Genomic DNA, 25,049 nt, shown 5'->3' on the forward strand with positions numbered 1-25,049 from the left:
GCCCCTACGCAATAGCCGCCGGGCCTTGCCTTGACACTGCATGACCCGCCCCATAGCATGCCGCGCAATCTCCGAGGAGTACTCGTCCCCGATGCAACCCCAGGCCTTTTACCAAGTAGTGGGTGAAGATTTCGCCGCTGTTGACGGCATTATCCGCAACCAGTTGACGTCCCGCGTACCGCTGGTGGAAAAGATCGGGGACTACATTACCTCGGCCGGCGGCAAACGCCTGCGCCCTCTGCTCGTCCTGCTCAGCGGTAATGCGCTGGGACTAAAGGGTGAGCAGCTGCGCCTGCTGGCAGCGATCATTGAATTCCTGCATACCTCGACACTGCTTCACGATGACGTCGTTGACATGTCCGGCATGCGCCGCGGCCGCTCAACCGCCAACGCCTTGTGGGGCAATGCACCCAGCGTGCTGGTCGGTGACTTCCTCTACGCGCGTTCTTTCGAAATGATGGTCGAACTTGGCTCGATGGACGTCATGCGAATCATCTCGCAGGCCACTCGCGTCATCGCCGAAGGCGAAGTACTGCAACTGTCCAAAGTGCGCGACGCCAGCACCACAGAAGAGATCTACATGGAAGTCATCCGCGGCAAGACCGCGATGCTCTTCGAGGCCTCCACGCATAGCGCAGCCACTCTGGCGGGTGCTAACGAGGCGCAACGCGAGGCGCTGCGCACCTTCGGCGACTACCTCGGCATTGCGTTCCAACTGGTCGATGATCTGCTCGACTATCAGGGCGATGCCGAAGCGCTGGGCAAGAATGTCGGTGATGATCTCGCCGAAGGCAAGCCGACGCTGCCGCTGATCTACACGATGCGCGAAGGCACAGCAGAACAGGCCGCACTGGTACGTCAGGCCATTCAGAAAGGCGGCATCGAGGATCTTGAGAGTATCCGCCGTGCTGTAGAAGCAGCCGGCGCACTGGATTACACGGCCCGTTTGGCGCGCGACTACGCCGATCGAGCCATAGCCTGCCTCGAGCTGATCCCTGCCAACAGGTATCGCGACGCCCTGGTCGAATTAAGCCGTTTCGCCGTCGCTCGCACTCACTGAACACACCGCTTAGTAAGGGTGCGATTGGGCACCCTTGAATTCACGCCATCGCCGCACCTGCCTCCTGATCGCCACCAGTCGCATCGGTATCTTTGCGCTTGCATCTTTGCAAATAACAATTATTCTCATTAAGGAGATTAATTGGAGGTGCACATGACTTATTTGATCGATGCATGGCTGGACCGCCCGCAACCCTACCTGCGGATACTCGACCGTAGCACCGGTGCGGTGTGCGTTACCTTAGAGGGAGACGCCCTGGACGAGCTTCGCGACCAGGGCGATCTGGATCTGCAGGAGTTGAGCACCAGCGAACCCTGCGTGCTCAAGGAGCAGGTGCGGAACCTGTTCCTGTTCTCCTATGCCAGGGCGTTGCGCCCTTAGCAGCAGCGTTCTACAGAACAGCCAGCAGCTCGACGTCGAACACCAGTACGCTGTGCGGAGGAATACTGCCAACACCCTGCGCGCCGTAAGCCAGCTCGCTCGGCACGTAAAGCCGCCATTTGCTGCCCACGCCCATAAGCTGCAACGCTTCGGTCCAGCCAGCAATCACGCCACCCACCGGAAACTCGGCCGGCTGGCCGCGCTGGTAGGAGCTGTCGAATACAGTGCCGTCGATCAGCGTGCCGTGATAATGCGTACGCACCTGGTCCTCGGCGCTGGGCTTGGCGCCCTCTCCCGCTGTCAGCACTTCGTACTGCAGACCCGATGGCAGGGTCGAAACCCCTTCACGCTGGGCGTTTTTAGCCAGGAAGGCCTTGCCTTCACCTGCAGCAGCTTCTGCCTTTTGCTGTGCCTCGGCTTGCATACGTTCACGGATGACGGCGAAGCTGGCATTCAGATCTTCCGGACTGACCTGGCTGGCTGCTCCGGCAAAGGCATCGCGAATACCGGCGATCACAGCATCCAGGCTGATCCCAGGCGGCGGGTTCTCACGCAGTTGATCACCCAGTTGACGGCCGATACCGTAGCTCACGCGCGTTTCGTCGGTTGATAGGTTCAGTTCAGTCATGCATCGGCTCCACTGGAAAAAAGGCCGCACAGCCTAGCACAGCGACCAGCAGCGCCACCCAAGACTGTTTTTCGAACGGCACATAGGCGGCACAAAACGGGGCCTACCAGGCGGAACGCAGGCTGATCGGCACGCGCAACGGTTCGCGAACGCCCTCGGCCAAGCCGCACATTTCATCGTATGCCGAGCTGTGAACCAGAAAGAAGGGGATTACTGGCATCTCGCTGAGGAGATCACGTGCATGCTCCACGGATCGCAGATGGATCACGTTGCTCTCTTCGTCGCGCAACACATGCGATTTGCCTTGGGCGTAGACATTCAATAGATAGGAGCCGCCCTCGAGTGACACCAGATCCAGCGCGTCGACATGGTGTGCTTGTGCGCTGTCCAGCAATGCCTGCAGATTCATGCGACCTTCTCCGTGTACAGAAACGAACCTCTTGTACAATATCAGGAGAACCAATCACAACCACTAACCACATTTCCCTGCCTGCCACCGCACGCTACGAACCGTAGTCACCTCAGTGCTTGGTGAGCTTATCCAAATAGCCCATGGCGAAGGCTGAAAAGACGAACGTCAGGTGGATGATCACGTACCACATCAACTGCTCGCTCTCGAGCTGCTGCGCATCCATGAACATGCGCAACAGATGAATCGACGAGATCGCCACAATCGAGGCAGCGACCTTCATTTTCAACGAACCGGAGTCCATCTTCCCAAGCCAGTCGAGCTTCTCCTTGCCTTCCTCCACGTCCAGTTGCGAGACGAAATTTTCGTAACCAGACAGCATTACCATCACCAGCAAGCCGCCAACCAGGGCCATATCGATCAGCGACAGCAGCTTGAGGATCAGATCGCCTTCACTTAGCGAAAGCACGGCAGGAAGGATGTGCCAAATTTCCTGAAAGAACTTGATCGCCAGGGCCAGCAGCGCAAAGGCCAGGCCAAAATAAATAGGCGCCAATAACCAGCGGGCGGCGTACATGGTGTTTTCGATCAAGCGTTCCATCTGTTCTCACTGGGTGTGGCGGGTTTCGGCAAGCGAGTATACGCAGCGCGGTCGAGTCTTCAAGAAGACGCTATGGCGGCATGTTTCCGTTGTGGATAAGAATTCGCAAACGGTAATTGCCGGCCACAAAACGAGGGGCCAGACAGCCTTACTTGAATCGGACGGTCAGGACTTAGCGCCCCAGCCGCTGAGATAGCGCGCCTGGTTTGCGTTGACCTTGCGCAGCTCAGCCTGCATATGCAGTTGCCAGATCGATGGCGACTCTGATTCTGTATAACCTTGTCCATAGAGGTTTTCGGCAATCGCCTTCAGCACCGACTCGGCCTCGCGTGGCCCGTGGAACGGGCCTTGGGCCTTGATAGCGGTAGGCTGCCCTGCGTCGATTCCAGCCGCGCAAAGCAACGTCCACAAGCCATTGCCGCCAGACAGCGGACGAATGATGCATTCGATACGGGTAACCAAACCCAGGCACTGGCGATTCAAGCAGAGTGTTTGAGACATGACGGCGATCCTCGCGCTCGGTTGCGCACCCTCATTCAGGAGGAAAGGGCCGCAAGTCCGTTACCCACTCAAGCTGTGGATAACTTTGTGGATAGAGAGTGGAAACTCTCTTCCATTGCAGACCCGCCGCACGCCGTATCGTTCCGTCCAGTTGTTGCTCGGATCGTTCGTCCGATTACCCTTGCTCTGCTCCCTTTGCCTGCGCTGCCGCGAGTACTTCCTCGGGTGACGCCGCATCGCTTCGATGATCGTCTTCAAGCTCGATCTCGGCGATGTCACGCAAACGCTCGACCACCCGCGCGTTGACGCTGCCCTTGGGGAACTGTCCGTCCTTGTCCGCCCCGCCAACCGGTTCCCCTACCAACAGCGAAAGCGCCTCATCGACGTGACGCACTGCATAGATATGGAACCGCTCCTGACGCACGGCTTCCAGCACCCGCTCGTCGAGCATCAGCGTCGTAACGTTGGCAAAAGGAATGATTGCGCCCTGCTCTCCGGTCAATCCGCGTGCTTCGCACAGTCGGAAAAAACCTTCGATCTTTTCATTGACGCCACCGACCGCCTGCACCTCGCCGAACTGGTTGATCGAACCAGTGATCGCGAAGCACTGCTTGAGCGGCGTCCGCGAAATGGCCGAAATCAGTGCGCAGCATTCTCCCAGCGAAGCACTGTCGCCATCGACGTACCCATAAGACTGCTCAAGCGCGATGCTTGCGGAGATCTCCAGCGGAAACTCCTGCGCATAGCGGCTGCCGAGAAAGCCGGTCAGGATCATCACGCCTTTGGAGTGAATCGGCTGACCGAGGTTAACCTCACGCTCGATGTCGACAATCCCCGAGCCACCCGGATAAACAGTGGCGGAAATTCGCGCTGGCATGCCAAACGCCGAATCGCCCACTTCGAGGACGGTCAAACCGTTGCACTTGCCGATCGCAGCGCCTTCGCTATCGATCAGGATCACGCCTGCAAGGATGTCTTCGAGGATGCGCGCCGAGACACGTCCGGTTCGAGTGGCCTTGGCTTTCAGCGCGCGCTCGATATGGCCGACATCGGTGACTTCATCCTTGGCCAGTTGACGGATGAAATCCGCCTCGCTAACCAGCTGGAACAGATCACCAATCTTTGCCGACAGCCGCCCCTGGTGCTCAGCCAAACGTGCACTGTAAGTGGCCAGGCGCGCGACGGCCGCCGCAGTCAACGGCGCCATACCCTCTTCGGAAGTGCGCGTTTTCATCAGTTGTGCGAACTGCTCGAGGCTGTCCTCGGCCAGCGGAATTTCTTCATCGAAGTCCACCAGCACGCGAAACATTTCCTGAAAGTCCGGATCCAGGTCCTGCAAGGTGTAATAGAGCTGACGTGAGCCAATGATCACGACTTTGACATTGAGCGGGATGACTTCCGGATTAAGCGTCACCGTGGCCAGTCGCCCCAACTCAGCCAGCGGCGACTCCATCTTCAACTTGCGCGATTGCAGGGCACGTTTCAGCGCTTCCCAGACAAAGGGCTCGCTGAGCATCTTTTCCGCTTCAAGCATCAGAAAGCCGCCGTTGGCCCGATGCAGCGCACCGGGACGCAGCTGACGATAGCTGGTGTAAAGCGCGCCCTGATCGGTGCTGTATTCGATACGACCGAACAGGTTGTCGTAGGTTGGATGCGGCTCGAACACCACTGGCGCACCCCCATCGAGCGGATGGCCGACCACAAGGCTGGGGCTGTACTGCTCTTCGAGGAGCTGACGGGTCTGGGCATCGGGACGGTTTTCGTCAACCAGCTGCTCGACCACCGTTTTCAGCAGGTTGACCTGCACGGCTTGGAGGTAGGCCTCGATGCCCGCGTTTTCCCCGTATTTCTCTGAAAGAGGCGCCAGCAAAGGCTGCAACGCCTGGCTGATGGTTTCGTCATTAAGCTGCCGCAGCTGATTGCTGGATTCGCGCTTCCATTGCGGCAGGCTGGCCAGTCCTTCATTAAGGTGAACTTCGAGCGCGGAAATGTCTTCGTGGTAACGCTCGCGCTCCGCTTCCGGCAACTGGGCGAATTCCGCCTCGTCCATCGACTTGCCGTCCTTCATGGGCGTGAAGGCAATGTTGGTGCTGTCCCGGTAGAGCGCGATTTCTTTCTCTAGCGCCAGCTTTTCGATGATATCCAATGCCTTGTCGTAGCGCTGGTTGAAGGCACGATCAATCGCACTCTTCTTCTGCTGAAAGCTTGGATGCTCGAATACCGCCGGAAAGGTCGCCATCAGGTTGTCGATCAGCTGACCAATGTCGGCAATGAACTCGCCCGCTCCGCCCTGCTGCAGCTCTACCACGCGCGGCTCGCGTGGCTCGTCAAAGTTGTTTACGTAGAGCCAGTCCGAGGGCGTATCCAGTCGTTTGCCTTCAGCTTTGAGGTAGCGACGTACGAACGAGAACCGCCCGGTCCCCGGCTCACCCATTACATAAACGTTATAGCCAGGGCGCGGCATCGCCACGCCGAACTGCAGCGCCTCGACAGCCCGCTCCTGTCCGAGCACGCCGAGAAAGGGCTCCAACTCATCGGTGGTCTTGAAGGCGAACTGGCTGGGTTCGAAGGGACGGGTGAGCGCATCAGGCGCCAGGCGCAGGCCGGCAGCGACAGTTTCGGGCATTGGAAATCCTTGCAGGAGTGGCCTTTTGGCCACGATTGATGCTGCCATTCTGGCGATGCCTCCCGCTGGCTGCAAGGTCCAGCAAGATGCGACTCGAAGGTTTGCCGGCAGCGTCGGCCCCAGCACAAAGACGCCTGCCTGGCGTTGTTGCCGACTTTCTATTTCCCCATGGGTTTCTTTTTCGTGGGGCTCAGCGTTTTACAAAAAGACGCCTGACGAATCTCCGTCTCAGCGACCGCATCTGTTGCCTGCCATCGGCGTGCGCAGGCCGAGAATGTCCGAGTTCTGGAGGACAACGCAGAGCCCTGCATCCATCCCTGCGACAGACGGGCAGGCGATGACGACCGCCGCCTTGATTCAAGTCAACTTGCCTGGCGCGCAAGAAGCGCCTCATAGGGCAGACAACATAGAAAAAGGACTCCGTGATGCGCTGCTCTGTACCCGTTCTGCTCAGCGGACTGATGCTGATCTCAAACATGGCTAACGCCGACGAGTTGCGCGAACGCGCCAATGCGATATTCAAGCCGATCCCGGCAAAGGTCACGGAGGTTCGCGGTAAAGCGGTCAGCCCTGATCAGGCGCAACTGGGTCACAAGCTCTGGTTCGACCCGCGCCTATCGCGCAGCCACGTCATCAGCTGTAACACCTGCCACAACCTCAGCCTCGGCGGTGGCGATAACGTCACCACTTCGATCGGTCACGGCTGGCAGAAAGGCCCACGCAACTCACCCACCGTGCTCAACGCCGTATTCAATGCCGCCCAGTTCTGGGATGGCCGCGCAGAAGATCTGCAGGCCCAGGCCAAGGGCCCGGTGCAAGCCGGGGTCGAGATGAACAACACCCCAGAGCGGGTCGTCGCGACGCTCAAAAGCATCCCGGACTATGCGAACGAGTTCAAGCAGGCCTTTCCGAACGACAAGGACCCGGTCAGCTTCGACAATATGGCTTATGCGCTGGAGGCGTTTGAAGTCAGCCTGATCACACCGGACGCGCCTTTCGACCGGTACCTCAAGGGCGACGACACGGCGCTCGACGCCAAGCAGAAAGAAGGCCTGGCATTGTTCATGGACACGGGCTGCACCGCCTGTCACAGCGGCGTCAACGTGGGCGGCCAGGGCTACTTCCCGTTTGGCGTGATCAAAAAGCCTGGTGCAGAAATCCTGCCGTCTGGGGACAAGGGCCGCTTCACCGTAACCAATACGGCAACTGACGAGTACGTGTTCCGCGCCGCGCCCCTGCGCAACGTAGCGCTGACGCCACCCTATTTTCACAGTGGTGAGGTCTGGGATTTGGAACAGGCGGTGGCGATCATGGGCGACAGCCAGCTAGGCCGCACACTCAAGGAAGACGAGGTCGGTGCCATCGCGGCCTTCCTGCGCAGCCTGACGGGCGAACAGCCTCACGTGGCTTACCCGGTTTTACCAGCCAGCACGTCAAACACCCCTCGCCCCGAATAAGAGGTAGGAAGTCGAACCTGCGGCCTCAGGCCGCAGGCTCGAAACCCTAACCTGCCTCGACGCATCCCCCTTCGTGAACTAGCCTCCGGTGACATGCACCAAAACGGTGAACGCCGATGGCTTTGCACCATGCTCAATCCGGGGAAGTGGTCAACGTCCTCACACACTCAGAACTATCAGCAGTTCAATCGCAAGCAATCGTCAGCACACCCGATCTCGAAGTCATGCGCCTGTGCATGCCGGAAGGCAAGCAGCTCCCGCCCCACGCCGTCGCCGGCGCCGTCACGCTGTTGTGCCTGCAAGGCACGGTAGACGTCCATGCGCACGGCACCTGGCACACCATGCAGGTGAATGATCACCTCTATCTCGAAGGCCACGCCGAACACGCACTTCGGGCGCTCTCCGATGCCGTGGTACTGGTGAACATCCAGCGCCGACCTGAAACCTGAGCGGACGCAAGCCAAACAAGCTCTGGCTAACGCCAGCCGTGCAACAACGCTTCGGCCAACGAAAGGATCATCACTTTGGTGAAGTTCTTCAGAGTTCTCAGTTTTGTGGTGTTGGCGCTGATGGCAACTGCAGTCATCTACGCCGGCGTCATGGGTATCGTCCATTGGGCCGGTATCGGTGTTTGAGCGGAGCCTACGATGAACAAAAGACAGACCCGCTTGTTCGCCATCATCTCAACCCTGGTTGCCTCACTGGTATTCCTTGGGCTGACGATTGACAGCCACCGACAGTTCCCGAAGCTGACCAATGCCGACAGCATTACCCCGGCCGTAACCCGCGGCAACGACGTATGGCACGCAAACAACTGCATCAATTGCCATACGCTGTTTGGCGAAGGAGCCTACTACGCACCGGACCTGACCAAGATCACGCAACTTCGCGGTGCGCCCTATCTCAAGGCCTTCATGAAGGAGCCGGAGCGGTTCTACAACGAGGAACAGCATCGCCGACTGATGCCCAACCCCAACCTCGAAGACGAGGAGATCGACGACCTCATCGCGTTCCTCGACTGGGTCGCTAATGTCGACAATCAGGGCTGGCCACCGAGACCAATCCTGGTCACCGGCTCCTCGATCCCCGGCACCAGTCTCACCATTGCCCAGCAGGACATTTCCGGACCCGGCAAGACTGAGAACCAGATGCCACCGGGCGCTCGACCAGTCACCGGAGACGAAAGCCCGATTGCCCTCGGCGAGGCGCTATTCCGCACCGCTACCCCGGCGTGCAACGCCTGCCATTCCATCGCTCCCGGTGTGAACCTCGCCGGGCCAACACTGGCTGGGCTAGCAACACGGGCCCAGCAAACCCTCGACTCGCCCGGCTACGAGGGCGAAGCCGACAGCGTCGAAGGCTATATCCGCGAATCCATCGTTTCGCCAAGCGCCTACCTGCATCCTGGGGAAATGTATTCGGCCGAGGGCGTGTCGTTCATGCCCAACGGTTACGGCGAATCGCTGACCGACGAGCAAGTCGATCAACTGGTGCAGTACCTGGCGTCATTCAAATGAGTGCGGTGCGCAAAGCTCGCCGGACGAACATGCAGGGGTTCAGCCATGCGCTATAAATCACAATCGGTCGCCTACTGGTACTTCGCCGTAGCGATGGTGCTTTTCGGACTGCAATTGGTGTTCGGCCTGCTGTCGGCAACCAAATACCTGGGGCCGGACCCGCTGCTGAGTATCCTGCCGTTCGATGTCACCAAGGTGATCCACACCAACCTGTTGATCGTCTGGGTCCTGACCGGCTTCATGGGCGCGACCTACTGGATGGTGCCCGATGAATCGCGCACCGAACTACACAGCACCAAGCTCGCTTACATCCAGTTGGGACTATGGACCGCGATGGGGGTTACTGCCGTCATCGGTTACCTGTTCGGCTACGGCACAGGCAACAAGCTTCTGGAGCAGCCGCTGCCGCACAAGATCGTCATCGTCATCTGCATGCTGATATTCCTCTACAACATCGGCATGACCATCAAGAAATCCGGCCGATTCACCACCACCGAAGGCGTGTTGCTACTGGGGTTGGTCAGCTCCGCCGTGCTGTTCTTTCCCGCGCTGCTGCACTACGAGAACTACACGGTTTCCATCTTTTACCGCTGGTGGACCATTCACCTGTGGGTGGAAGGCGTATGGATGATGATCATGGGGGCCTTCCTCGCCTATCTGCTGATTCGCCTCTCCGGGGCGGACCGTGAAGTGTTGGAGAAGTGGCTGTACGTCATCGTCGGCCTGGTGTTCATTGCCGGCATTCTCGGCACGGCGCACCACTACTATTGGGTCGGCGTGCCTCATTACTGGCTACCAATTGGCGGTTTCTTCAGCGCGCTGGAGCCGCTGGCCATCATCGGCATGGCGATGTACGCCTACAGCGCCATGCGCCGCTCGGGCATGGCGCATCCCAATTCGCTGGCGCTGCATTGGGCGCTTGGCAGCACCATCTTCACGCTGTTCGGTGCAGGTCTGCTGGGGCTGGCGCACACCTGGCCAAGCGTCAACAAGTGGACCCACGGCACGCTGATCACCGCCATGCACGGCCACGCAGCTTTTTACGGCGCCTACGCCATGATCGTGCTGGCGATGATCACCTATGCCCTGCCATCGCTGACCAACAAGCGGCCGGAGCAAGGCACAACGATCGGTTACTGGGCCTTCTGGCTGCAGCTGGCCGGCATGTTCGGCATGACCCTTTCTTTCGCCACGGCGGGGATCGGCCAGGTGTATCTGGAGCGGATCATGGGCATGGGCTACTTGGATGCGCAGCTGAAAATCCAGATTCACTTCGTGATGCTGATCTCCACCGCCAGCATCTTCTCCGTTGGCGTCGGCTTATTTATCTACGACTTCTTCAGTTACCGACCGCGTTTCGAGGCAGACGACCACGAGCTAACAGAAACCGGCATGCGTGCAGACAGGGCCGTCTGAGGTGGGCGTGGATCAGTCTGTTCATGACCTCACCGCTCGGCGACCGCAGGACGAGCCCTGGTATCGGCCGGCGGGTAACGAGGTCACGCTGTTCGAGCATTGCCACAGCCGGGGGCTGGCGGTCATGCTCAAGGGCCCGACCGGCTGCGGTAAAACGCGTTTCGTCGAACACATGGCCTGGCGGCTTGGTCGGCCGCTGATCACTATTCCCTGCCATGACGATCTCGCAGCAAGTGATCTGATCGGTCGTTACCTGATCCGCCATGACGGTACCGTCTGGCAGGATGGACCGCTGACCCGAGCCGTTCGTGAGGGTGCGATCTGCTACCTCGATGAGGTCGTCGAGGCGCGGCAGGACACGGTGGTGGTGCTGCACGCACTGACCGATTACCGACGCACTCTGCCGATCGACAAGACCGGTGAGAACGTCCAGGCAGCACCCGGTTTTCAGCTGGTCGTGTCTTATAACCCCGGCTACCAGCGCATGCTTAAAGACCTCAAACCCAGCACCCGTCAGCGCTTCGTCGCGATGGACCTGGATTTCCCAGCACCCGAACACGAGGCGCTGATCGTGCAGCATGAAAGCGGAGTCGAGCCGGCCCTGGCCAAGGGACTGGTCAGCCTCGCAGGCCGTATCCGCCAGCTGCGTGACCGCGGATTGGCAGAGGTCCCCAGCACCCGACTGCTGATTGCGGCGGGCACGCTGACCCTCTGCGGCATTCCAGTACGGGAGGCTTGCTATGCCGCTGTTGTGTCACCGCTGTCCGACGAGCCCTCGATGGTCAGCACCCTGCGCGATCTGGTTAACGGCACCTTTGTTTAGACATTGCATGTCCCCTCGCCCCCCAGCCGCGGCCAACAAATACGCCGAGCAACGTCGCCGCATCGGCTCCTGTCGGCATGGCTGAAGCCGAGGAGCTGGTCAGCGACGCCGCACGCCATGCCACGGTGTTCGTGCAGAGGTTATGGCGCCGTCATCGTCCGCTGCCGAAAGGCCCGCCTACGGTAACGCTTGCTGACGCGGCGCCTCGCCTGGACCTGCTGATTACTGCCGTCACGGGTACACGCTACCCGATCAGAATTGCGCAGCTCCCGCCGATACCCACCGTGCTGGCTCGGCTGTTTCGCCGGGCTCAGCATCCCTGGCAGAGCCAGGCAATTCCGGCTACCGACGGCAAGCACCTGTGGCTGCCCGCCGACTCCGGTATTGAGGACATCGATCGCGGTCACGAACACTATCGAATCATGGCGCTGCAACAGGCGATACGTGCTCAACGCGGCAGTGCCAGCTTCATCGAGGGAACGCTTCCACCACTACAGGCCGACGTCTATCTGCTACTTGAAGCCTGGGCGGTCGATGAGACGCTGGTCGAAATGCTGCCAGGCATGGGCTCGGCCATTGAGCATTTACGACGACAGGCCTTGCGGCAACGCCCGTTACTCACCGCGTTCTCTCAGGCGCGCCAGCCGCTCGAATTGCTGCTGCGTCAGTTGCTCGCAAGCCCGTGCGGCCGAACGCCAGAAGATTTCCCGCTCAGCGAATCGCCTGCGCATTCACAGCGGCTAATCGATCCCGTACTGAGCACGCTGGGGTTGTCACCGCAGGACCGTTCACTGGGCAATGCCCCGCTACTGCGGGACTGCTGGACCGGCCACCTTTTTCGGCCCAGCAGCGCAGCGGAAGGGTCAGCAAACGCGCTGCCCGCAGACGGCCAAACCTCCACTGACACAGCACCGCCGCGCAGCGCCCACTTGCCCAGGCGCCCGGATATCCGCAAAGCCGCCGAGGACGAGGACAAACACGACGAGGGAGTGTTCATGGTGCAGGCCGATGAGCCGCACCAGCACGCAGAGGACCCGCTGGGCCTGAGTCGCCCAGTCGACCATGACGAGGACACCAGCGCAGACGAATACGGCGACATGCTTTCCGAACTGCCCGAGGCACGCCTGGTTTCGACACCGGGGCGCCCTAAAGAGGTGCTGATTTCGGACGACCCGCCAGACAGCAACACGGCCCTGCAGCTCAAACGTGCTATCGCCGACGGCCAAGGTCTTTCCTATCCGGAATGGGATTACCACACCGGGCACTACCGCCAACCCGGCGCCATAGTCCGCGTGCTGCCCAATCTGCCCGGCTCCCCGCAATGGGTAGAAGCCACGCTGGATGAGCATCGTTCGATGCTGAACCAGATCCGCCGGCGCTTCGAAATGCTGAGGGCCCGCCGCGTAACGCGTCGCCGACAACTGGATGGCGATGAGATCGACCTGCAGGCCTATATCGACAGCTATGCCGACTTCAGAGCCGGCGGCTCGCTGTCCGATGCGCTGTATCAGAGCCGACGCACTGCGGAACGGGATCTGGCGATTACCTTGCTGATCGATGTCAGCGGCTCGACGGACGGCTGGGTATCAGCCGGGCGCCGGATCATCGATGTGGAGCGTGAAGCGCTGCTCGTCGTCTGCATCGCGCTGGAAAGCCTGGGTGAGCCTTACGCCGTGCAGGCCTTTTCGGGCGAAGGCCCGGACGCCGTGATCGTGCGACAACTGAAACGCTTCGACGAACCCTTCAGCCAGGAAGTGGCCCTGTACATCAGCGCGCTCGAGCCGGAACATTACACCCGCGCCGGCGCGGCGATCCGTCATGCCAGCAGCGAGCTACTGCAGCAGGCCGCCACGCATCGACTGCTGCTGCTGCTCTCCGATGGCAAGCCGAACGACAAGGATGAGTACGAGGGTCGCTACGGCGTAGAGGACATGCGACAGGCCGTGACCGAGGCCAATCTGCAGGGAATCTCGACGTTCTGCCTGACAATCGACCGCCAGGCAGCCAACTACTTACCCACAGTATTCGGCGCTCACCAATACGCCTTGCTGCCAAAACCGGAACTACTGCCGAGCGTATTGCTGGAGTGGCTCAAGCGGCTGATCGCGACCTGATCAGGCCAAAGCCTTTAGAGATCGAACGCCGCTGGAATCCCTCAGGCTCAGGGTCGGTTTTGCGCACGCAGCGCATCCCGGATCTCGGTAAGCAGCGTTTCCTCCTTGCTCGGCGCTGGCGGTGCAGACGGGGCCTCCGCCTCCTTGCGCTTCAAGCTATTGAGGCCCTTGACGGCGAGAAAGATGGCGAAGGCCACAATGCTGAAATCGAACACTGTCTGCAGGAAGCGGCCATAGCTCAAGGTCACTGCGGGCGAATCCCCAACCGCCTGCTTGAGCACAATGGAGAGGTCCGAGAAATCGACACCGCCGATCAACATACCCAGCGGCGGCGTCACGACATCGGCGACAAAGGACGAGACGATCTTGGTGAAGGCGGCGCCGATGATAATCCCCACCGCCATGTCGATGACGTTGCCTCTGACGGCAAATGCCTTGAATTCGTTGATCATTCCCATCTTGCTTTCCTTCAATCGGATAGTTTTTTGCGGTCGGATCGTCCGCCGTAGCGCTTCGACAAGCTGCAGCATAGATTGGGTTTAGGTTGCGAGCCAGAGAGCTTCAGCGATGAGCGGCAGGCGACAGTACGGACTGCTTGATCGCCGTCAAAAAGAATCGTGTGGCGCAACGCTAAGGTACAGCTCTTCTCATCCAACCGGAGCGGCACCATGCACGTCGAACATCACCCCCTGGTCAAGGATTTCCCCGAAAAGCTCGAGCAGCTTCATCAGCTGCGTCAGCAGGATCCCAAGTTCGCCCGCAAGGCTGAAACCTACGAGGCACTGGACAAGCAGATTTGCCGTGTCGAGGACGGTGTTGAACTGCTCGATGACGAAGCCCTCAGCGCGCTCAAGTTGGAGCGTGTATCACTCAAGGACGACATTGCGCGTGACCTCAAGCGTGCCAGCGGCAGCTGCTGCGGTGGCTGCTGCGGCTAATCCTGCTCGGCCCTCCCCACCCGTCAGCCTCGGTTCGCCTGGCGTGACGGGTCGCGGATATCTTCTCCCCCTTGGCTAACCTTTCAAACGCGTCCAGCCGCTAGCATCCAGCCGGTTTCTCTCTTCTGTGAGAACTGAAAGACCGCGCTGTGGCTGTTAGAACAACCCGCCGAATCTAAAGCCAGACCCGACCCAGACGAAGGCCACCGCTGTCAGTGTGATCAGCACGATATGCACACCCAGTTGCGGCAAGCGCTGCGCATCGAGCTTCGGGATTATCGCCAGCCTTGCATGTACACCCAGCGCTGCGGTGAAAACCAGCAGCACCAGCTTGGCCTGAACCAGATGAGCGATTGGCGAGTCGCCGAACCATTGCGCGTGCGGCAACCACTGCCCTGCCAGCCATATGCCGGTGGCAATCTGTAACAGCAAGGCCGGGATTCCGACCCGTTCATAGAGCTGCTCAAAAGCCCGCACCGGCTGCACATCACGCCGGCGCAGAGCCCCGGGCAGCACGCTGAACAGCAAAACCAAGTGGCCGCCTACCCAGACGCTGGCACCTAGCAGGTGCAGAAACAACAAGTGACGCATGGGATGACTCCTGTTCGGTTTGTTTACAGTCTGGAGGGTTAAGTGGCGCTTGTGGCTGATGGCGATCAAGTCAGCCGCTATCATGCGACTCCACTCATCCGACGCGGAGTCTCCCATGGCCAAGGCCAAGCGCATGTATGGCTGTACCGAATGCGGCTCGACCTTTCCCAAATGGGCCGGTCAATGTGGTGACTGCGGCGCCTGGAACACGCTGGTGGAGACCATTATCGATGGCGCAGCCCCACCATCGGGCCGCGCAGGCTGGGCTGGGGAGCAAGCCAACATCCGAACGCTGGCCGAAGTCAGCGTCGAGGAAGTACCACGTTTCTCCACCGCCTCCGGGGAGCTGGACCGGGTGCTCGGAGGCGGGCTAGTTGACGGCTCGGTGGTGCTGATCGGCGGTGATCCTGGCATTGGCAAGTCGACCATCCTGCTGCAGACCCTCTGCAACATAGCCCGCCAGTTTCCGGCCCTTTACGTGACCGGCGAAGAATCACAGCAGCAGGTCGCCATGCGTGCACGACGCCTCGATCTGCCGCAGGACCGGCTCAAAGTGATGACCGAAACCTGCATCGAAACCATCATCGCCACTGCACGCTTGGAAAAGCCCAAGGTGATGGTGATCGACTCGATCCAGACCATCTTCACGGAGCAGTTGCAGTCCGCCCCCGGCGGCGTCGCTCAGGTCCGTGAAAGCGCCGCGCTGCTGGTGCGCTTCGCCAAGCAGAGTGGTACGGCAATTTTCCTGGTCGGCCATGTCACCAAGGAAGGTGCGCTGGCCGGCCCGCGCGTGCTCGAGCACATGGTCGACACCGTGCTCTACTTTGAGGGCGAATCGGATGGTCGCCTGCGTCTGCTGCGCGCAGTGAAGAATCGCTTCGGCGCAATCAATGAGCTGGGTGTGTTCGGCATGACCGACAAGGGCCTGAAGGAAGTCACCAACCCCTCGGCAATCTTTCTCACCCGCGCTCAGGAAGCGGTGCCCGGCAGCGTCGTAATGGCCACCTGGGAAGGCACGCGCCCCATGCTGGTCGAGGTGCAGGCCTTGGTCGATACCAGCCACATGGCCAATCCGCGCCGCGTCACCCTTGGCCTCGACCAGAACCGCCTGGCCATGCTGCTGGCCGTCCTGCATCGCCACGGCGGCATTCCGACCTACGACCAAGACGTGTTCATCAACGTGGTCGGCGGCGTGAAGGTACTGGAGACGGCCTCAGACCTGGCGCTGATGGCGGCGGTGATATCCAGCTTGCGCAACCGCCCGCTGGATACCGACTTGTTGGTGTTTGGCGAGGTCGGTCTGTCCGGGGAGATCCGTCCGGTGCCGAGCGGCCAGGAGCGACTGAAAGAAGCCGCCAAGCATGGTTTCAAGCGCGCCATTGTGCCCAAGGGCAACGCACCGAAGGAGGCGCCCGCCGGGCTACAAGTAATTGCCGTAACGCGGCTTGAGCAGGCCCTGGACGCGCTGTTCGAGTAATCCCGGCGCTATCGCGGCTCGCCAAGCGCTGCCAGCTCACGTTCGAGCAGCGCTTCGTCGCCCAGGTTAAGTTCGACCAATCGCCGTAGGTGGCTGATCGAGTCGACATCGATATGCCGGCAGACCAGCCCGACCAACTCACCTTCGCCACGAGTCATCTCTACTTCCATACGCACCTCGGCGTCATCCGAGAGCCGAATGCGGGCTTCGAACGGCTGGGAGGGATCGGCATCCCAGCCAGCCGGGCGGTGCACCAACAAGCCCCTCAAGGAAAGATCGTGCAGCTGGACAGGCCAGCGACGCTGGCCCTGCACCAGCTCCGTTTCGGCATCGAATTCAAAGCGCTGGAAGCGCCGGCGGTCGCTGGTTGTCTCGTTCATCATGTCCACTCCCCGAAGACTTCATTACTCACTATAGGCGACATCACCACCCACCTGCTCAGAGCCACCGCCGGACACGCCGTCGGTAGATTCGATAGTCGTCACCAAACAGCCGCATCAGCAGGTGCTCTTCGTGAACGATCACGGTGCGTTGCATGCAGACGATCAACAAGGGCAATAGGAGCCACGGCCAGACACTGTTGAGCAACAGCCCAACACCGCAATAGATGAAGGTGTCGGCGAGATAAATCGGGTTGCGCGAAAAACGAAACGGCCCGCTCTGCAAAAGACTGCTCGGCTTGCCGTAGGGGTTGATAGTGGTGCGATAGCGATGCATTTCCAGCGCCGACCAGAGCATCAGCACGATGCCGACCGCTATCGATACCCAGCCGGCATAAAACACCAGTTCGTGTTCAGGCAGGTCGAGAGGCACCCATTTCGACGCCCCCCAAGCACCACCCATGAAGGCCAGATAGACCAGGGGTGGAGGCGGAATCATTCTGACAGAGGCGTGGCTCATGGCGCGTCCCGATGTATTGGATGCGCCTATCCTACAGAAGCCACCGCGTAACGCCGCCTGCTTTTAGTAGCGCATCCCGGCGGCGCTGACAGTTGCCAAGTTAATGCTGCCCTGGGAGCCAGCCATGCACCATTGCATGCTTCATCAGATCCGCCGGGCGGTCGATATCCAGTTTGCGCCGAATGCTCAGGCGATGCGTTTCGACCGTCCGTACGCTGATTTGCAGGGTACGCGCCATGGTCTTGTTGTTATGCCCTTGGGCCAGCATCAGCAGCACTTCACGCTCACGAGGCGTGAGCTCGCGCTCCTCGGCGCTCCGGCTGGCCAGCTTCTCGGCAATACCCTCGCTGTAATAGGTGCCTCCGGCGGCAATCGCTTGGATCGCGACAATGATTTCCCGTGAGGGCGCATCTTTCAGTACATAGCCGCTGGCGCCGACCTTGACCGAAGTGTTCACGTATTCCTGATTGTCGTACATGCTCAGAATCAGCACGCGCAAGCCGGGAAACTGCTGGCGCAGTGATTGCGTCAGTTCAAGACCGTTTACATCCTTCAGCCCGATGTCCATCAACACGACATCGGCCGTGACACGACCCAGCAGCTCAAGCGCCTCGGCGCCGCTGCCAGCTTCGCCGACCACGTCCAGTTCGGGCACGGCCATCAGCAAGGCGCGGACGCCGTCCCGAACCAAAGCATGGTCGTCGATCAAAGCCACCTTGATACACGCTTGCGGGTTCATCGAGCGAGCCTCTTATTATTGAATGTTCGACAATTCAACCGGCCCGGGCCGGCAAGGTGACATCCAGTTCGGTGCCACCGGATTCAGATAGCAGGCTGAAACGTCCACCGAAGTGTTCCACCCGTTCGCGGATGTTACGCAGACCGATGCCGCCGCCCTTGATGCTGTCGAGATGGCGCGGATTGAAGCCGATTCCGTCGTCTCTCACCCGCAGGCGCACCGACGCGTCGTCGCCGTCCAGATTGATGTGCACCGACTGCGCTGCAGCGTGACGCTCGATATTGGCCAGCGCTTCCTGCAACACCCGGAACAGCGCAACTGCCACCGAATCGTCAGGATCGTTCTCACCGAGGTCGTTGCTGTATAGCATTTTCAGCCCGCTGCGCTGTTCGAACTCGGCCACAAGCTGGCCAACAGCCGCCGACAGACCCAGCGTGTCGAGCAGCGATGGATGCAGATCATGGGAGATGCGCCGCACCTCGCCAATCGCCCCCGCCAGCCGCTCGGTGCCCCGATCCAGCGTTGCCAGCGCATTGGGATTGCCGCTGGCGAGCTCATGACTGGCCAATTCAAACTGGAACTTGATCGACACCAGCAGCTGACTGATGCCGTCATGCAGCTCGCGAGAAACACGAGAACGCTCTTCTTCCTGCAAGCTGACAATGCGCTGGGTCAGCAACTGCAGCTTGCGGTCAGCCAGTCGCCGTTCGCTGACATTGAGCGTCAGCCCACTGGCGAAGACCAGCAACACCGCGACGAGCGCGACGCCGGCGATGGCCAGCATGGTGGTGTAGATGCCACTGGCGACCTCTTCGCGCACCTGCAGAATCGCCTCATCTACGTCCTCGAGATAGATGCCGGTGCCCAGCATCCAACCCCAACGCTCCAGCATCACTACATAGGCCAGCTTCGCGGCGAACTGTCCGGTCGACGGCTTCTGCCAGGCGTAGCGCTGGAATCCGGTACCTGTCTCGGCACTGCGCATCAACGCCTGGATCACTGGCAAACCGTTAGGGTCGGTCATGTTCCACAGATCCTTGCCGACCAGCTCGCTCTGGCGCGGATGCATCAGGTTGCGCCCGCTGCGGTCGTAGACGAAGAAGTAGCCATCGCTGCCGAAACTGAAGCGCCCCAAAGCAGCGAGCACCTTCTGTTTGGTCTCCTCATCGTTCAGACCGCTGCCATAGAACGGCGCGATGGTGCTCAAGGCCATCTCGACGTAGTTCTTCAGCTCGGCCTGCTTGCTCGCCAGGATGCTGCTTTCGATCAGCTTCGCCTGCTGCTCGCCGAGCCGCTGGTTCTGGAACAGCACCAGCGCGCAGACCACCGCCACAGCCAATAGCAGGGGCAGGATGCTGAGCGCGGCAATCTTGTGCTTGAGCTGCATCGAGCCTCTCCGATGACCTATATCTGGCAAAACGTGAGTGAAACTTAACCCAGGCGGCGCGGCAGGCACAGTACCAGATGGCACTTAGCCTTGACGCGCAGTGACGCGGGCGATTCCTCACTGAAACGAAAAAGCCCGGCACAGGGCCGGGCTTTCGTTACTGCATGAAGCGTCTTACTGACCGTAGACCGGGAACTTGGCGCAGACCGCCTCGACCTTGGCACGAACTGCTTCGATTACCGACTCATCGCCCATGTTGTCGAGGATGTCGCAGATCCAGCCAGCCAGATCGCGGCACTCGGTTTCGCCGAAACCGCGGGTGGTGACGGCCGGAGTACCGATGCGCAGGCCGGAAGTCACGAACGGCGAACGCGGATCGTTCGGTACGCTGTTCTTGTTTACGGTGATGTGAGCGTTGCCCAGAGCAGCATCCGCGTCCTTACCGGTGATGTCCTGCTTGATCAGGCTGAGCAGGAACAGGTGATTCTGGGTACCACCGGACACCACGTCGAAGCCGCGCTGAATGAACACTTCGGCCATGGCCTGGGCATTCTTCACAACCTGCTGCTGGTAGGTCTTGAACTCAGGTTGCAGCGCTTCCTTGAAGCACACCGCCTTGGCGGCGATGACGTGCTCCAGCGGGCCTCCCTGGGCGCCTGGGAACACTGCAGAGTTCAGCTTCTTCTCGATCTCGGCATTGGCGCGGGCCAGGATCAGACCACCGCGTGGGCCGCGCAGGGTCTTGTGAGTAGTAGTGGTCACTACGTCGGCGAACGGCACCGGGTTCGGGTAGACACCAGCAGCAACCAGACCAGCTACGTGGGCCATGTCGACGAACAGGTAGGCACCGACCTTGTCGGCGATCTCGCGGAAACGGGCGAAATCCAGTTTCTGCGAGTAGGCAGAGAAACCAGCGACAACCATCTTCGGCTTGTGCTCGAGGGCTAGGCGCTCGACTTCGTCATAGTCGATCAGGCCCTGGTCGTTGATGCCGTACTGCACGGCGTTGTACAGCTTGCCGGAGGAGGACACGCTGGCGCCGTGGGTCAGGTGGCCACCGTGGGCCAGGCTCATGCCCAGAATGGTGTCACCGGCCTGCAAGAGGGCGAGGTAGACGGCGCTGTTGGCCTGGGAGCCGGCATGCGGCTGGACGTTGGCGTAGTCGGCGCCGAACAGTTCCTTGGCGCGGTCAATGGCCAGCTGCTCGACCACATCGACGTACTCGCAACCGCCGTAGTAGCGCTTGCCCGGATAGCCTTCTGCGTACTTGTTGGTCAGTACCGAACCCTGGGCCTCCATCACCGCGGGGCTGGTGTAGTTCTCCGAGGCGATCAGCTCGATGTGGTCTTCCTGACGCTTGGCTTCCTGCTCCATGGCAGCGAAGAGATCGGCGTCGAAACGGGCGAGGGTCAAATCACGGCTGAACATGGCAGTCCCCTGAGAATCAGCTGGCGGTAATAAAGAGGCGCGGATTCTACCTCATCCGCCGGAGCGCGGGTATGAGCCGTGGTCATCTACAACATGAGACAAGCTGCTAGCGGTTGCAGCCCCGTTACAACGCAGCCCCTGGTTCTAGCTGGCCGACTGTGGCCTGCTGCTTGCAGTTTGAAATTGACGCTTTCAACTTTGCCGCTGGCACCGGCAGGCCGAGATAGAAACCCTGCACCTCGTCGCAGCCATGCTCGCGAAGGAAGTCCAGCTGCGCCTGGGTTTCGACGCCCTCGGCGATCACCGACAGACTGAGGCTATGCGCCATGGCAATGATCGCTCGGGCTATCTGCCCATCCTGCTCGCCTTCGGGCAGACCATCGACGAAACTGCGGTCGATTTTCAGCACATCGATGGGGAATTGCTTGAGGTAGTTCAACGAAGAGTAACCGGTGCCGAAATCGTCGATGGCAATCGAGGGGCCGAGCTGCTTGAGCGCATCGAGCATGCGCATCGCGCCCCCGACGTCCTGCATCAGGATGCTCTCGGTCAGCTCCAGCTCCAGCCGGCTCGGTGCAATTTTGCTGAACGCGAGAATCCCGGCGATGCGCTGACCCAGCTGACCATCGGCGAACTGGCGGGCCGAAAGGTTCACCGAAACCTTCGGCACCACCACGCCCTCCCGCTCCCAGTTTCCGATCTGCCGGCAGGCTTCGCCGATGACCCAGTCGCCTACCTCGACAATCAGCCCCAATTCCTCCAGCGCCGGAATGAACTCGCCGGGCGGCACCAGACCACGGGACGGGTGCTGCCAGCGCAGCAATGCCTCGACACCGGTCAGCGTATGGCCGTCGGCGAGGTATTGCGGCTGGTAGTGCAGCACGAACTGTTGCTGTTCGAGGGCGTGGCGCAGATCGCTTTCCAGCTCCAGACGCTCCAGTGCGCTGGCATTCATCTCGGCCTGGTAGAACTGGAAATTGTTTTTGCCGCGCTCTTTGGCGTGATACATCGCGGTGTCGGCATTTTTCATCAGCTGGCTGATGTCGTTGCCATCCTGTGGGCTCAGGGCAATGCCAATGCTGGCGGTGACAAAGAACTCTCGGCCAGACAGCACGAACGGTTCGGCGAGACTGCCCAGGACCCGTTCAGCCACATGGATTGCCCGGCTCAGCGCCTCGTCGCGATCACCACCGGGGCGCAACAGAAAGGTGAACTCATCGCCGCCCATGCGCGCCACCGTGTCGTCCTCATCAACGCACGACGCCAGGCGCACTGCGACGTCCTTGAGCATGCGGTCACCGGCGGCGTGACCGAGCGAATCGTTGATTGGCTTGAAGCGATCCAGATCGAGAAACATCAGCACCACCCAGCCACGGCGCCGGGCGGCCAATTGCAGGCTGCTGTGCAGACGGTCCTGAAACAGCGTGCGATTGGGCAGCTGAGTCAGCCCGTCGTAATAGGCCAGCCGGTGGATGCGCTTTTCGCTGGCCTTGCGCTCACTCATGTCGCTGAAAAAGCAGACATAGCTCACCAGCTCATTCTCATCGTCGCGAACGGCGGTAATGCCGATCCAGCATGGGTAAGTCTCGCCACCCTTGCGCTTGAGCCAGAACTCCCCTTCCCAGCTGCCGGTCTGCAGGACCTGGCTGTGCACATAGTCCATTTGATTGGCCTGCTGACGGTCGGCGCTGAGCACCATCGGCAGCTCGCCTCTGATCTCGTCGACGCTGTAGCCGGTGATCCGGACGAATGCCGCATTGACCTGGACGATCTTGCCGGCGGGATCGGTGACAACGATGGCCGCCGTGGAATGGTCGAATACGGTCGCCGCGCGGCGCAATGCCGTCTCGGCTTGGCGCTGTTCGCTGACATCCCGGCCAATGCACAGGGTTCCATCGAACCGGTTGTTCTCGTCGGAGATCAGCATCATCCGCAGCTCGATCGCGACCGACCGGCCATCGGCCGCGAGACAGTCGAAATACAGGGTTTGCGCCTGCAAGGTCTGCCCCAGCTTAGCCAGTTCAACCGGGCTGACCGAAGCATCGCGCACCCGCCTCATCAGGTCATAGAAGCGCGCCGCCTGACGCGGTTTGGCCACCACTCGATCCAGGCCATGCTGCGCCGCCCACTCCGGGCTGTAGCCAAGCACGGTCTGCACCGAAGGGCTGATGTAGTCGATGCGCAGCGAACTGTCGGTGGTGAAGACCACATCGCGCAGGCTACCGGCGAGCATCCGGTAGCGACGTTCGCTATCACGCAGGGAATGGCTGTGTTCCATGTTCGCAGTGACATCCCGGGCCACGCCAATCAAGCGCTGCACCTTCCCCTGCTCATTGCGCGTCAGGACCTGTTCAGTCACGCAGAACCAATGCCATTTGCCGTCACGGTGGCGCCAGCGCAGTAACGACTCCTGCACGACGCCGTCAATCATCGAACCGCGCAGGGCCAGCAGCCGCCAGATGTACTCCTGATCGTCCGGGTGGCTGATGCGTCGCCAGAACAGGTTGCTGTCGTCGCCGCGCTCTTCTTCGCTGTAGCCCAGCCGCGCGGCCAGGTTGCTATTGCTGAACAGCAGCTTGCCGGCCTCCAGATCCTGGACATAAAGGGTGTCCGGCACTGCGCGCAGCACCTCCGACCAGAACCGTTCACGCTCAACCAGTGCTGCCTGCGCCGACCACTCACGCGTGATATCGCGCATGACCCAGACAAAACCAGACGGCTCCAGCTCACCCGCCAGGTGCAAAGCCCGCCGCGTGATCGAAAAGAGACGGCTTTCCCCCTCCTGAAGCAGTCGCACGGCCTCAAGGCACAGATCAACCGTCGAATTGGTCGCGTCGAACGCCAGGGGATCCAGATTCGGCAGCAGCTCCTGCAGACGATAACGTGGAGCCTCGCGGCTACTCAGGCCGAACATTGCCTCGGCCTGGTTGTTGAGAAATTGCAGACGGCCACTGAAGTCGCTGATCAGAATCCGCTCTTCGATCGCCCCGAGCGCCGTCGCCGAATAGCGCAACAGTTGCCAACGAGCGCGCAGGCGAAGCGGCACAAGAAAGCGCGCACAGGTGACAGCAATCCTGCGGACAAGCCTGTCGAGGCGGGCTGACACGGATGGGGAAGGATGTTGATCGATCAAACGATTAAGTCCTTTGTGGCGTTGCGGCGAGCGCGGCATCGGACCAACGCCCGAACGGCGTCAAGGATGCCCTGAGAGCCATCAAAGCGCCAGCATCGAGTCAGCACCCCGGTTTGCCCTGCCAGATGCATTCCGGTAGCTTTGCGAGTTCGGTTCGACCCGCCCACAGCGGCGGGATTCGCCTCATTTTTTCCTCGTCACGGGCACTCGTCTCCATGGCTCAATATGTGTATCTGCCCTATTAGATTTTAGTCACGATTTACGAGCCGCAGTCGAGCCCTCGTGGTTAGGCGCTTATCCAGCCTACCTAGCATCTTTATCCTCTCAATCCTGTGTCGGGGCAGAACTTTTAGTTAGCTTTTGCTGACTTTGGGTCAAATTCACGCTCCAAACTTAACTTTTTGTAAGTTCTCCTGTAATCGCTTCTTGTCAGGTAACGCCAGCCGATCTCCTGTTATGAGGCAGCAAATAAAGTTCTTCTTAAAAGAAGAGGTTCATCACCTCTTAGGGCACCCTCAACCCGGCAGCGACGTAGGCAGCGGTAAACCGCATGACCCGGAGAAAAGCGCCTATCGGAAATCCTCGAAGCGCTGAACGATATCTTCGGTCCGAGATGAGCGATGACGACCAGTTGCAGTTCCTCACCGGCATCGCCCAGCGCATCAGTCGCCAAGAGGATGTGATGGCCCAGGTGAACAACCACTCGGTGGAGCAAGTGATGCACGGCCTGTCCCCCAAGCGCGTTCTCAATACCGTTCTCGACGCAATCACCGACTATGGGAAGCTGTCGCTCGAAGTGCTGGATAACGAGACCAAGTGCCGGGCGTTTGCGCAGGTGATCTTGAAGATGCTGACGGCGGCTGGCGGTTTGGGGCAAGGTAAAGGCGCCGCCGTATGACCTTCTTGAGCGCTGGTATTACTTG

At 60.3% G+C, this 25,049-nt stretch carries 22 protein-coding genes and 2 pseudogenes; 11 read left to right on the forward strand and 13 right to left on the reverse strand.

Going from position 1 to position 25,049, the window contains the following annotated elements; all coding sequences use genetic code 11:
* The first annotated feature begins 91 nt into the window (after positions 1 to 91).
* On the forward strand, positions 92 to 1,060 hold the full coding sequence (locus ACQKIK_RS05340; RefSeq protein WP_241530237.1) for a polyprenyl synthetase family protein: 969 nt from the start codon (positions 92 to 94) through the stop codon (positions 1,058 to 1,060).
* A 153-nt stretch (positions 1,061 to 1,213) separates the two neighbouring features.
* Entirely contained in the window at positions 1,214 to 1,441 is a 228-nt protein-coding gene (locus ACQKIK_RS05345; RefSeq protein ID WP_045430324.1) for a PA4570 family protein, read from the forward strand.
* 10 nt (positions 1,442 to 1,451) lie between these two features.
* On the opposite strand, the gene bamJ is transcribed toward ACQKIK_RS05345, so the two are convergent.
* The 5 genes from bamJ to ACQKIK_RS05370 all read right to left on the reverse strand — a co-directional run bounded on the left by bamJ (position 1,452) and on the right by ACQKIK_RS05370 (position 6,206).
* Positions 1,452 to 2,069, reverse strand: coding sequence for a BamJ family beta-barrel-assembly machinery protein (gene bamJ, locus ACQKIK_RS05350; RefSeq protein WP_045430326.1), 618 nt, complete (start codon positions 2,067 to 2,069; stop codon positions 1,452 to 1,454).
* Between the two features lie 103 nt (positions 2,070 to 2,172).
* Entirely contained in the window at positions 2,173 to 2,478 is a 306-nt protein-coding gene (locus ACQKIK_RS05355; RefSeq protein ID WP_045430329.1) for a DUF6482 family protein, read from the reverse strand.
* Between the two features lie 112 nt (positions 2,479 to 2,590).
* Positions 2,591 to 3,079, reverse strand: coding sequence for a TIGR00645 family protein (locus ACQKIK_RS05360; RefSeq protein WP_045430332.1), 489 nt, complete (start codon positions 3,077 to 3,079; stop codon positions 2,591 to 2,593).
* 165 nt (positions 3,080 to 3,244) lie between these two features.
* Entirely contained in the window at positions 3,245 to 3,580 is a 336-nt protein-coding gene (locus ACQKIK_RS05365; RefSeq protein ID WP_045430335.1) for a PA4575 family protein, read from the reverse strand.
* A 175-nt stretch (positions 3,581 to 3,755) separates the two neighbouring features.
* Positions 3,756 to 6,206: a Lon protease family protein gene (locus ACQKIK_RS05370; RefSeq protein WP_045430338.1), complete on the reverse strand. Its 2,451-nt coding sequence runs from the start codon at positions 6,204 to 6,206 to the stop codon at positions 3,756 to 3,758.
* Between the two features lie 425 nt (positions 6,207 to 6,631).
* Here ACQKIK_RS05370 and ACQKIK_RS05375 point away from each other — a divergent pair, with 425 nt between their 5' ends.
* The 6 genes from ACQKIK_RS05375 to ACQKIK_RS05400 all read left to right on the forward strand — a co-directional run bounded on the left by ACQKIK_RS05375 (position 6,632) and on the right by ACQKIK_RS05400 (position 13,533).
* On the forward strand, positions 6,632 to 7,663 hold the full coding sequence (locus tag ACQKIK_RS05375) for a cytochrome-c peroxidase (protein ID WP_045430341.1): 1,032 nt from the start codon (positions 6,632 to 6,634) through the stop codon (positions 7,661 to 7,663).
* Positions 7,664 to 7,779: 116 nt separating this feature from the next.
* Positions 7,780 to 8,112 carry a cupin domain-containing protein gene (locus tag ACQKIK_RS05380; RefSeq protein ID WP_045430344.1) on the forward strand — a complete coding sequence of 111 codons (333 nt, stop codon included), beginning with the start codon at positions 7,780 to 7,782 and terminating at the stop codon, positions 8,110 to 8,112.
* 198 nt (positions 8,113 to 8,310) lie between these two features.
* Positions 8,311 to 9,180, forward strand: coding sequence for a c-type cytochrome (locus ACQKIK_RS05385; protein WP_045430347.1), 870 nt, complete (start codon positions 8,311 to 8,313; stop codon positions 9,178 to 9,180).
* Positions 9,181 to 9,225: 45 nt separating this feature from the next.
* On the forward strand, positions 9,226 to 10,596 hold the full coding sequence (locus tag ACQKIK_RS05390; RefSeq protein WP_241530236.1) for a cbb3-type cytochrome c oxidase subunit I: 1,371 nt from the start codon (positions 9,226 to 9,228) through the stop codon (positions 10,594 to 10,596).
* 7 nt (positions 10,597 to 10,603) lie between these two features.
* Positions 10,604 to 11,419, forward strand: coding sequence for a CbbQ/NirQ/NorQ/GpvN family protein (locus tag ACQKIK_RS05395; protein WP_241530235.1), 816 nt, complete (start codon positions 10,604 to 10,606; stop codon positions 11,417 to 11,419).
* A gap of 77 nt (positions 11,420 to 11,496) precedes the next feature.
* Positions 11,497 to 13,533: a nitric oxide reductase activation protein NorD gene (locus tag ACQKIK_RS05400; protein ID WP_499134999.1), complete on the forward strand. Its 2,037-nt coding sequence runs from the start codon at positions 11,497 to 11,499 to the stop codon at positions 13,531 to 13,533.
* Between the two features lie 47 nt (positions 13,534 to 13,580).
* Here the strand turns inward: ACQKIK_RS05400 and mscL are convergent, their stop codons facing one another.
* A complete protein-coding gene (gene mscL, locus ACQKIK_RS05405) occupies positions 13,581 to 13,991 on the reverse strand; it encodes a large-conductance mechanosensitive channel protein MscL (protein WP_499135202.1) in 411 nt (136 codons plus the stop codon).
* Between the two features lie 210 nt (positions 13,992 to 14,201).
* Here mscL and ACQKIK_RS05410 point away from each other — a divergent pair, with 210 nt between their 5' ends.
* Entirely contained in the window at positions 14,202 to 14,471 is a 270-nt protein-coding gene (locus ACQKIK_RS05410; RefSeq protein WP_045430358.1) for an HP1242/YdcH family protein, read from the forward strand.
* A 156-nt stretch (positions 14,472 to 14,627) separates the two neighbouring features.
* Here the strand turns inward: ACQKIK_RS05410 and ACQKIK_RS05415 are convergent, their stop codons facing one another.
* Positions 14,628 to 15,062 (reverse strand): CopD family protein, encoded by a 435-nt coding sequence (locus tag ACQKIK_RS05415; RefSeq protein WP_241530233.1) that lies wholly within the window; start codon positions 15,060 to 15,062, stop codon positions 14,628 to 14,630.
* A 115-nt stretch (positions 15,063 to 15,177) separates the two neighbouring features.
* Between ACQKIK_RS05415 and radA the strand changes: the two genes are divergently transcribed.
* Positions 15,178 to 16,539, forward strand: coding sequence for a DNA repair protein RadA (radA, locus tag ACQKIK_RS05420; RefSeq protein WP_046163898.1), 1,362 nt, complete (start codon positions 15,178 to 15,180; stop codon positions 16,537 to 16,539).
* 8 nt (positions 16,540 to 16,547) lie between these two features.
* Here radA and ACQKIK_RS05425 read toward each other — a convergent pair whose 3' ends face one another.
* The 6 genes and pseudogenes from ACQKIK_RS05425 to ACQKIK_RS05450 form a co-directional block, all read right to left on the reverse strand.
* Positions 16,548 to 16,919, reverse strand: a complete 372-nt coding sequence (locus tag ACQKIK_RS05425; protein WP_499135000.1) for a PilZ domain-containing protein — start codon at positions 16,917 to 16,919, stop codon at positions 16,548 to 16,550.
* 58 nt (positions 16,920 to 16,977) lie between these two features.
* A complete protein-coding gene (locus tag ACQKIK_RS05430) occupies positions 16,978 to 17,439 on the reverse strand; it encodes a methyltransferase family protein (protein WP_241530231.1) in 462 nt (153 codons plus the stop codon).
* A 100-nt stretch (positions 17,440 to 17,539) separates the two neighbouring features.
* Positions 17,540 to 18,178 (reverse strand): response regulator, encoded by a 639-nt coding sequence (locus ACQKIK_RS05435; RefSeq protein WP_046163900.1) that lies wholly within the window; start codon positions 18,176 to 18,178, stop codon positions 17,540 to 17,542.
* Positions 18,179 to 18,212: 34 nt separating this feature from the next.
* Positions 18,213 to 19,565 (reverse strand): cache domain-containing protein, encoded by a 1,353-nt coding sequence (locus ACQKIK_RS05440; protein ID WP_045430373.1) that lies wholly within the window; start codon positions 19,563 to 19,565, stop codon positions 18,213 to 18,215.
* 174 nt (positions 19,566 to 19,739) lie between these two features.
* Complete coding sequence (gene glyA, locus ACQKIK_RS05445) at positions 19,740 to 20,993, reverse strand: serine hydroxymethyltransferase (RefSeq protein WP_046163902.1); 1,254 nt, start codon at positions 20,991 to 20,993, stop codon at positions 19,740 to 19,742.
* Between the two features lie 124 nt (positions 20,994 to 21,117).
* Positions 21,118 to 23,691 (reverse strand): annotated as a pseudogene (locus ACQKIK_RS05450) (sensor domain-containing protein); the annotation flags it as partial.
* A 951-nt stretch (positions 23,692 to 24,642) separates the two neighbouring features.
* Between ACQKIK_RS05450 and ACQKIK_RS05455 the strand changes: the two are divergent.
* A pseudogene (locus tag ACQKIK_RS05455) lies at positions 24,643 to 25,024 on the forward strand (type I restriction endonuclease subunit R); the annotation flags it as partial.
* Positions 25,025 to 25,049: the final 25 nt, after the last annotated feature.

Origin of the sequence: Pseudomonas sp. NPDC047961, assembly GCF_050272435.1 — a bacterium.
Taxonomy (GTDB): domain Bacteria; phylum Pseudomonadota; class Gammaproteobacteria; order Pseudomonadales; family Pseudomonadaceae; genus Stutzerimonas.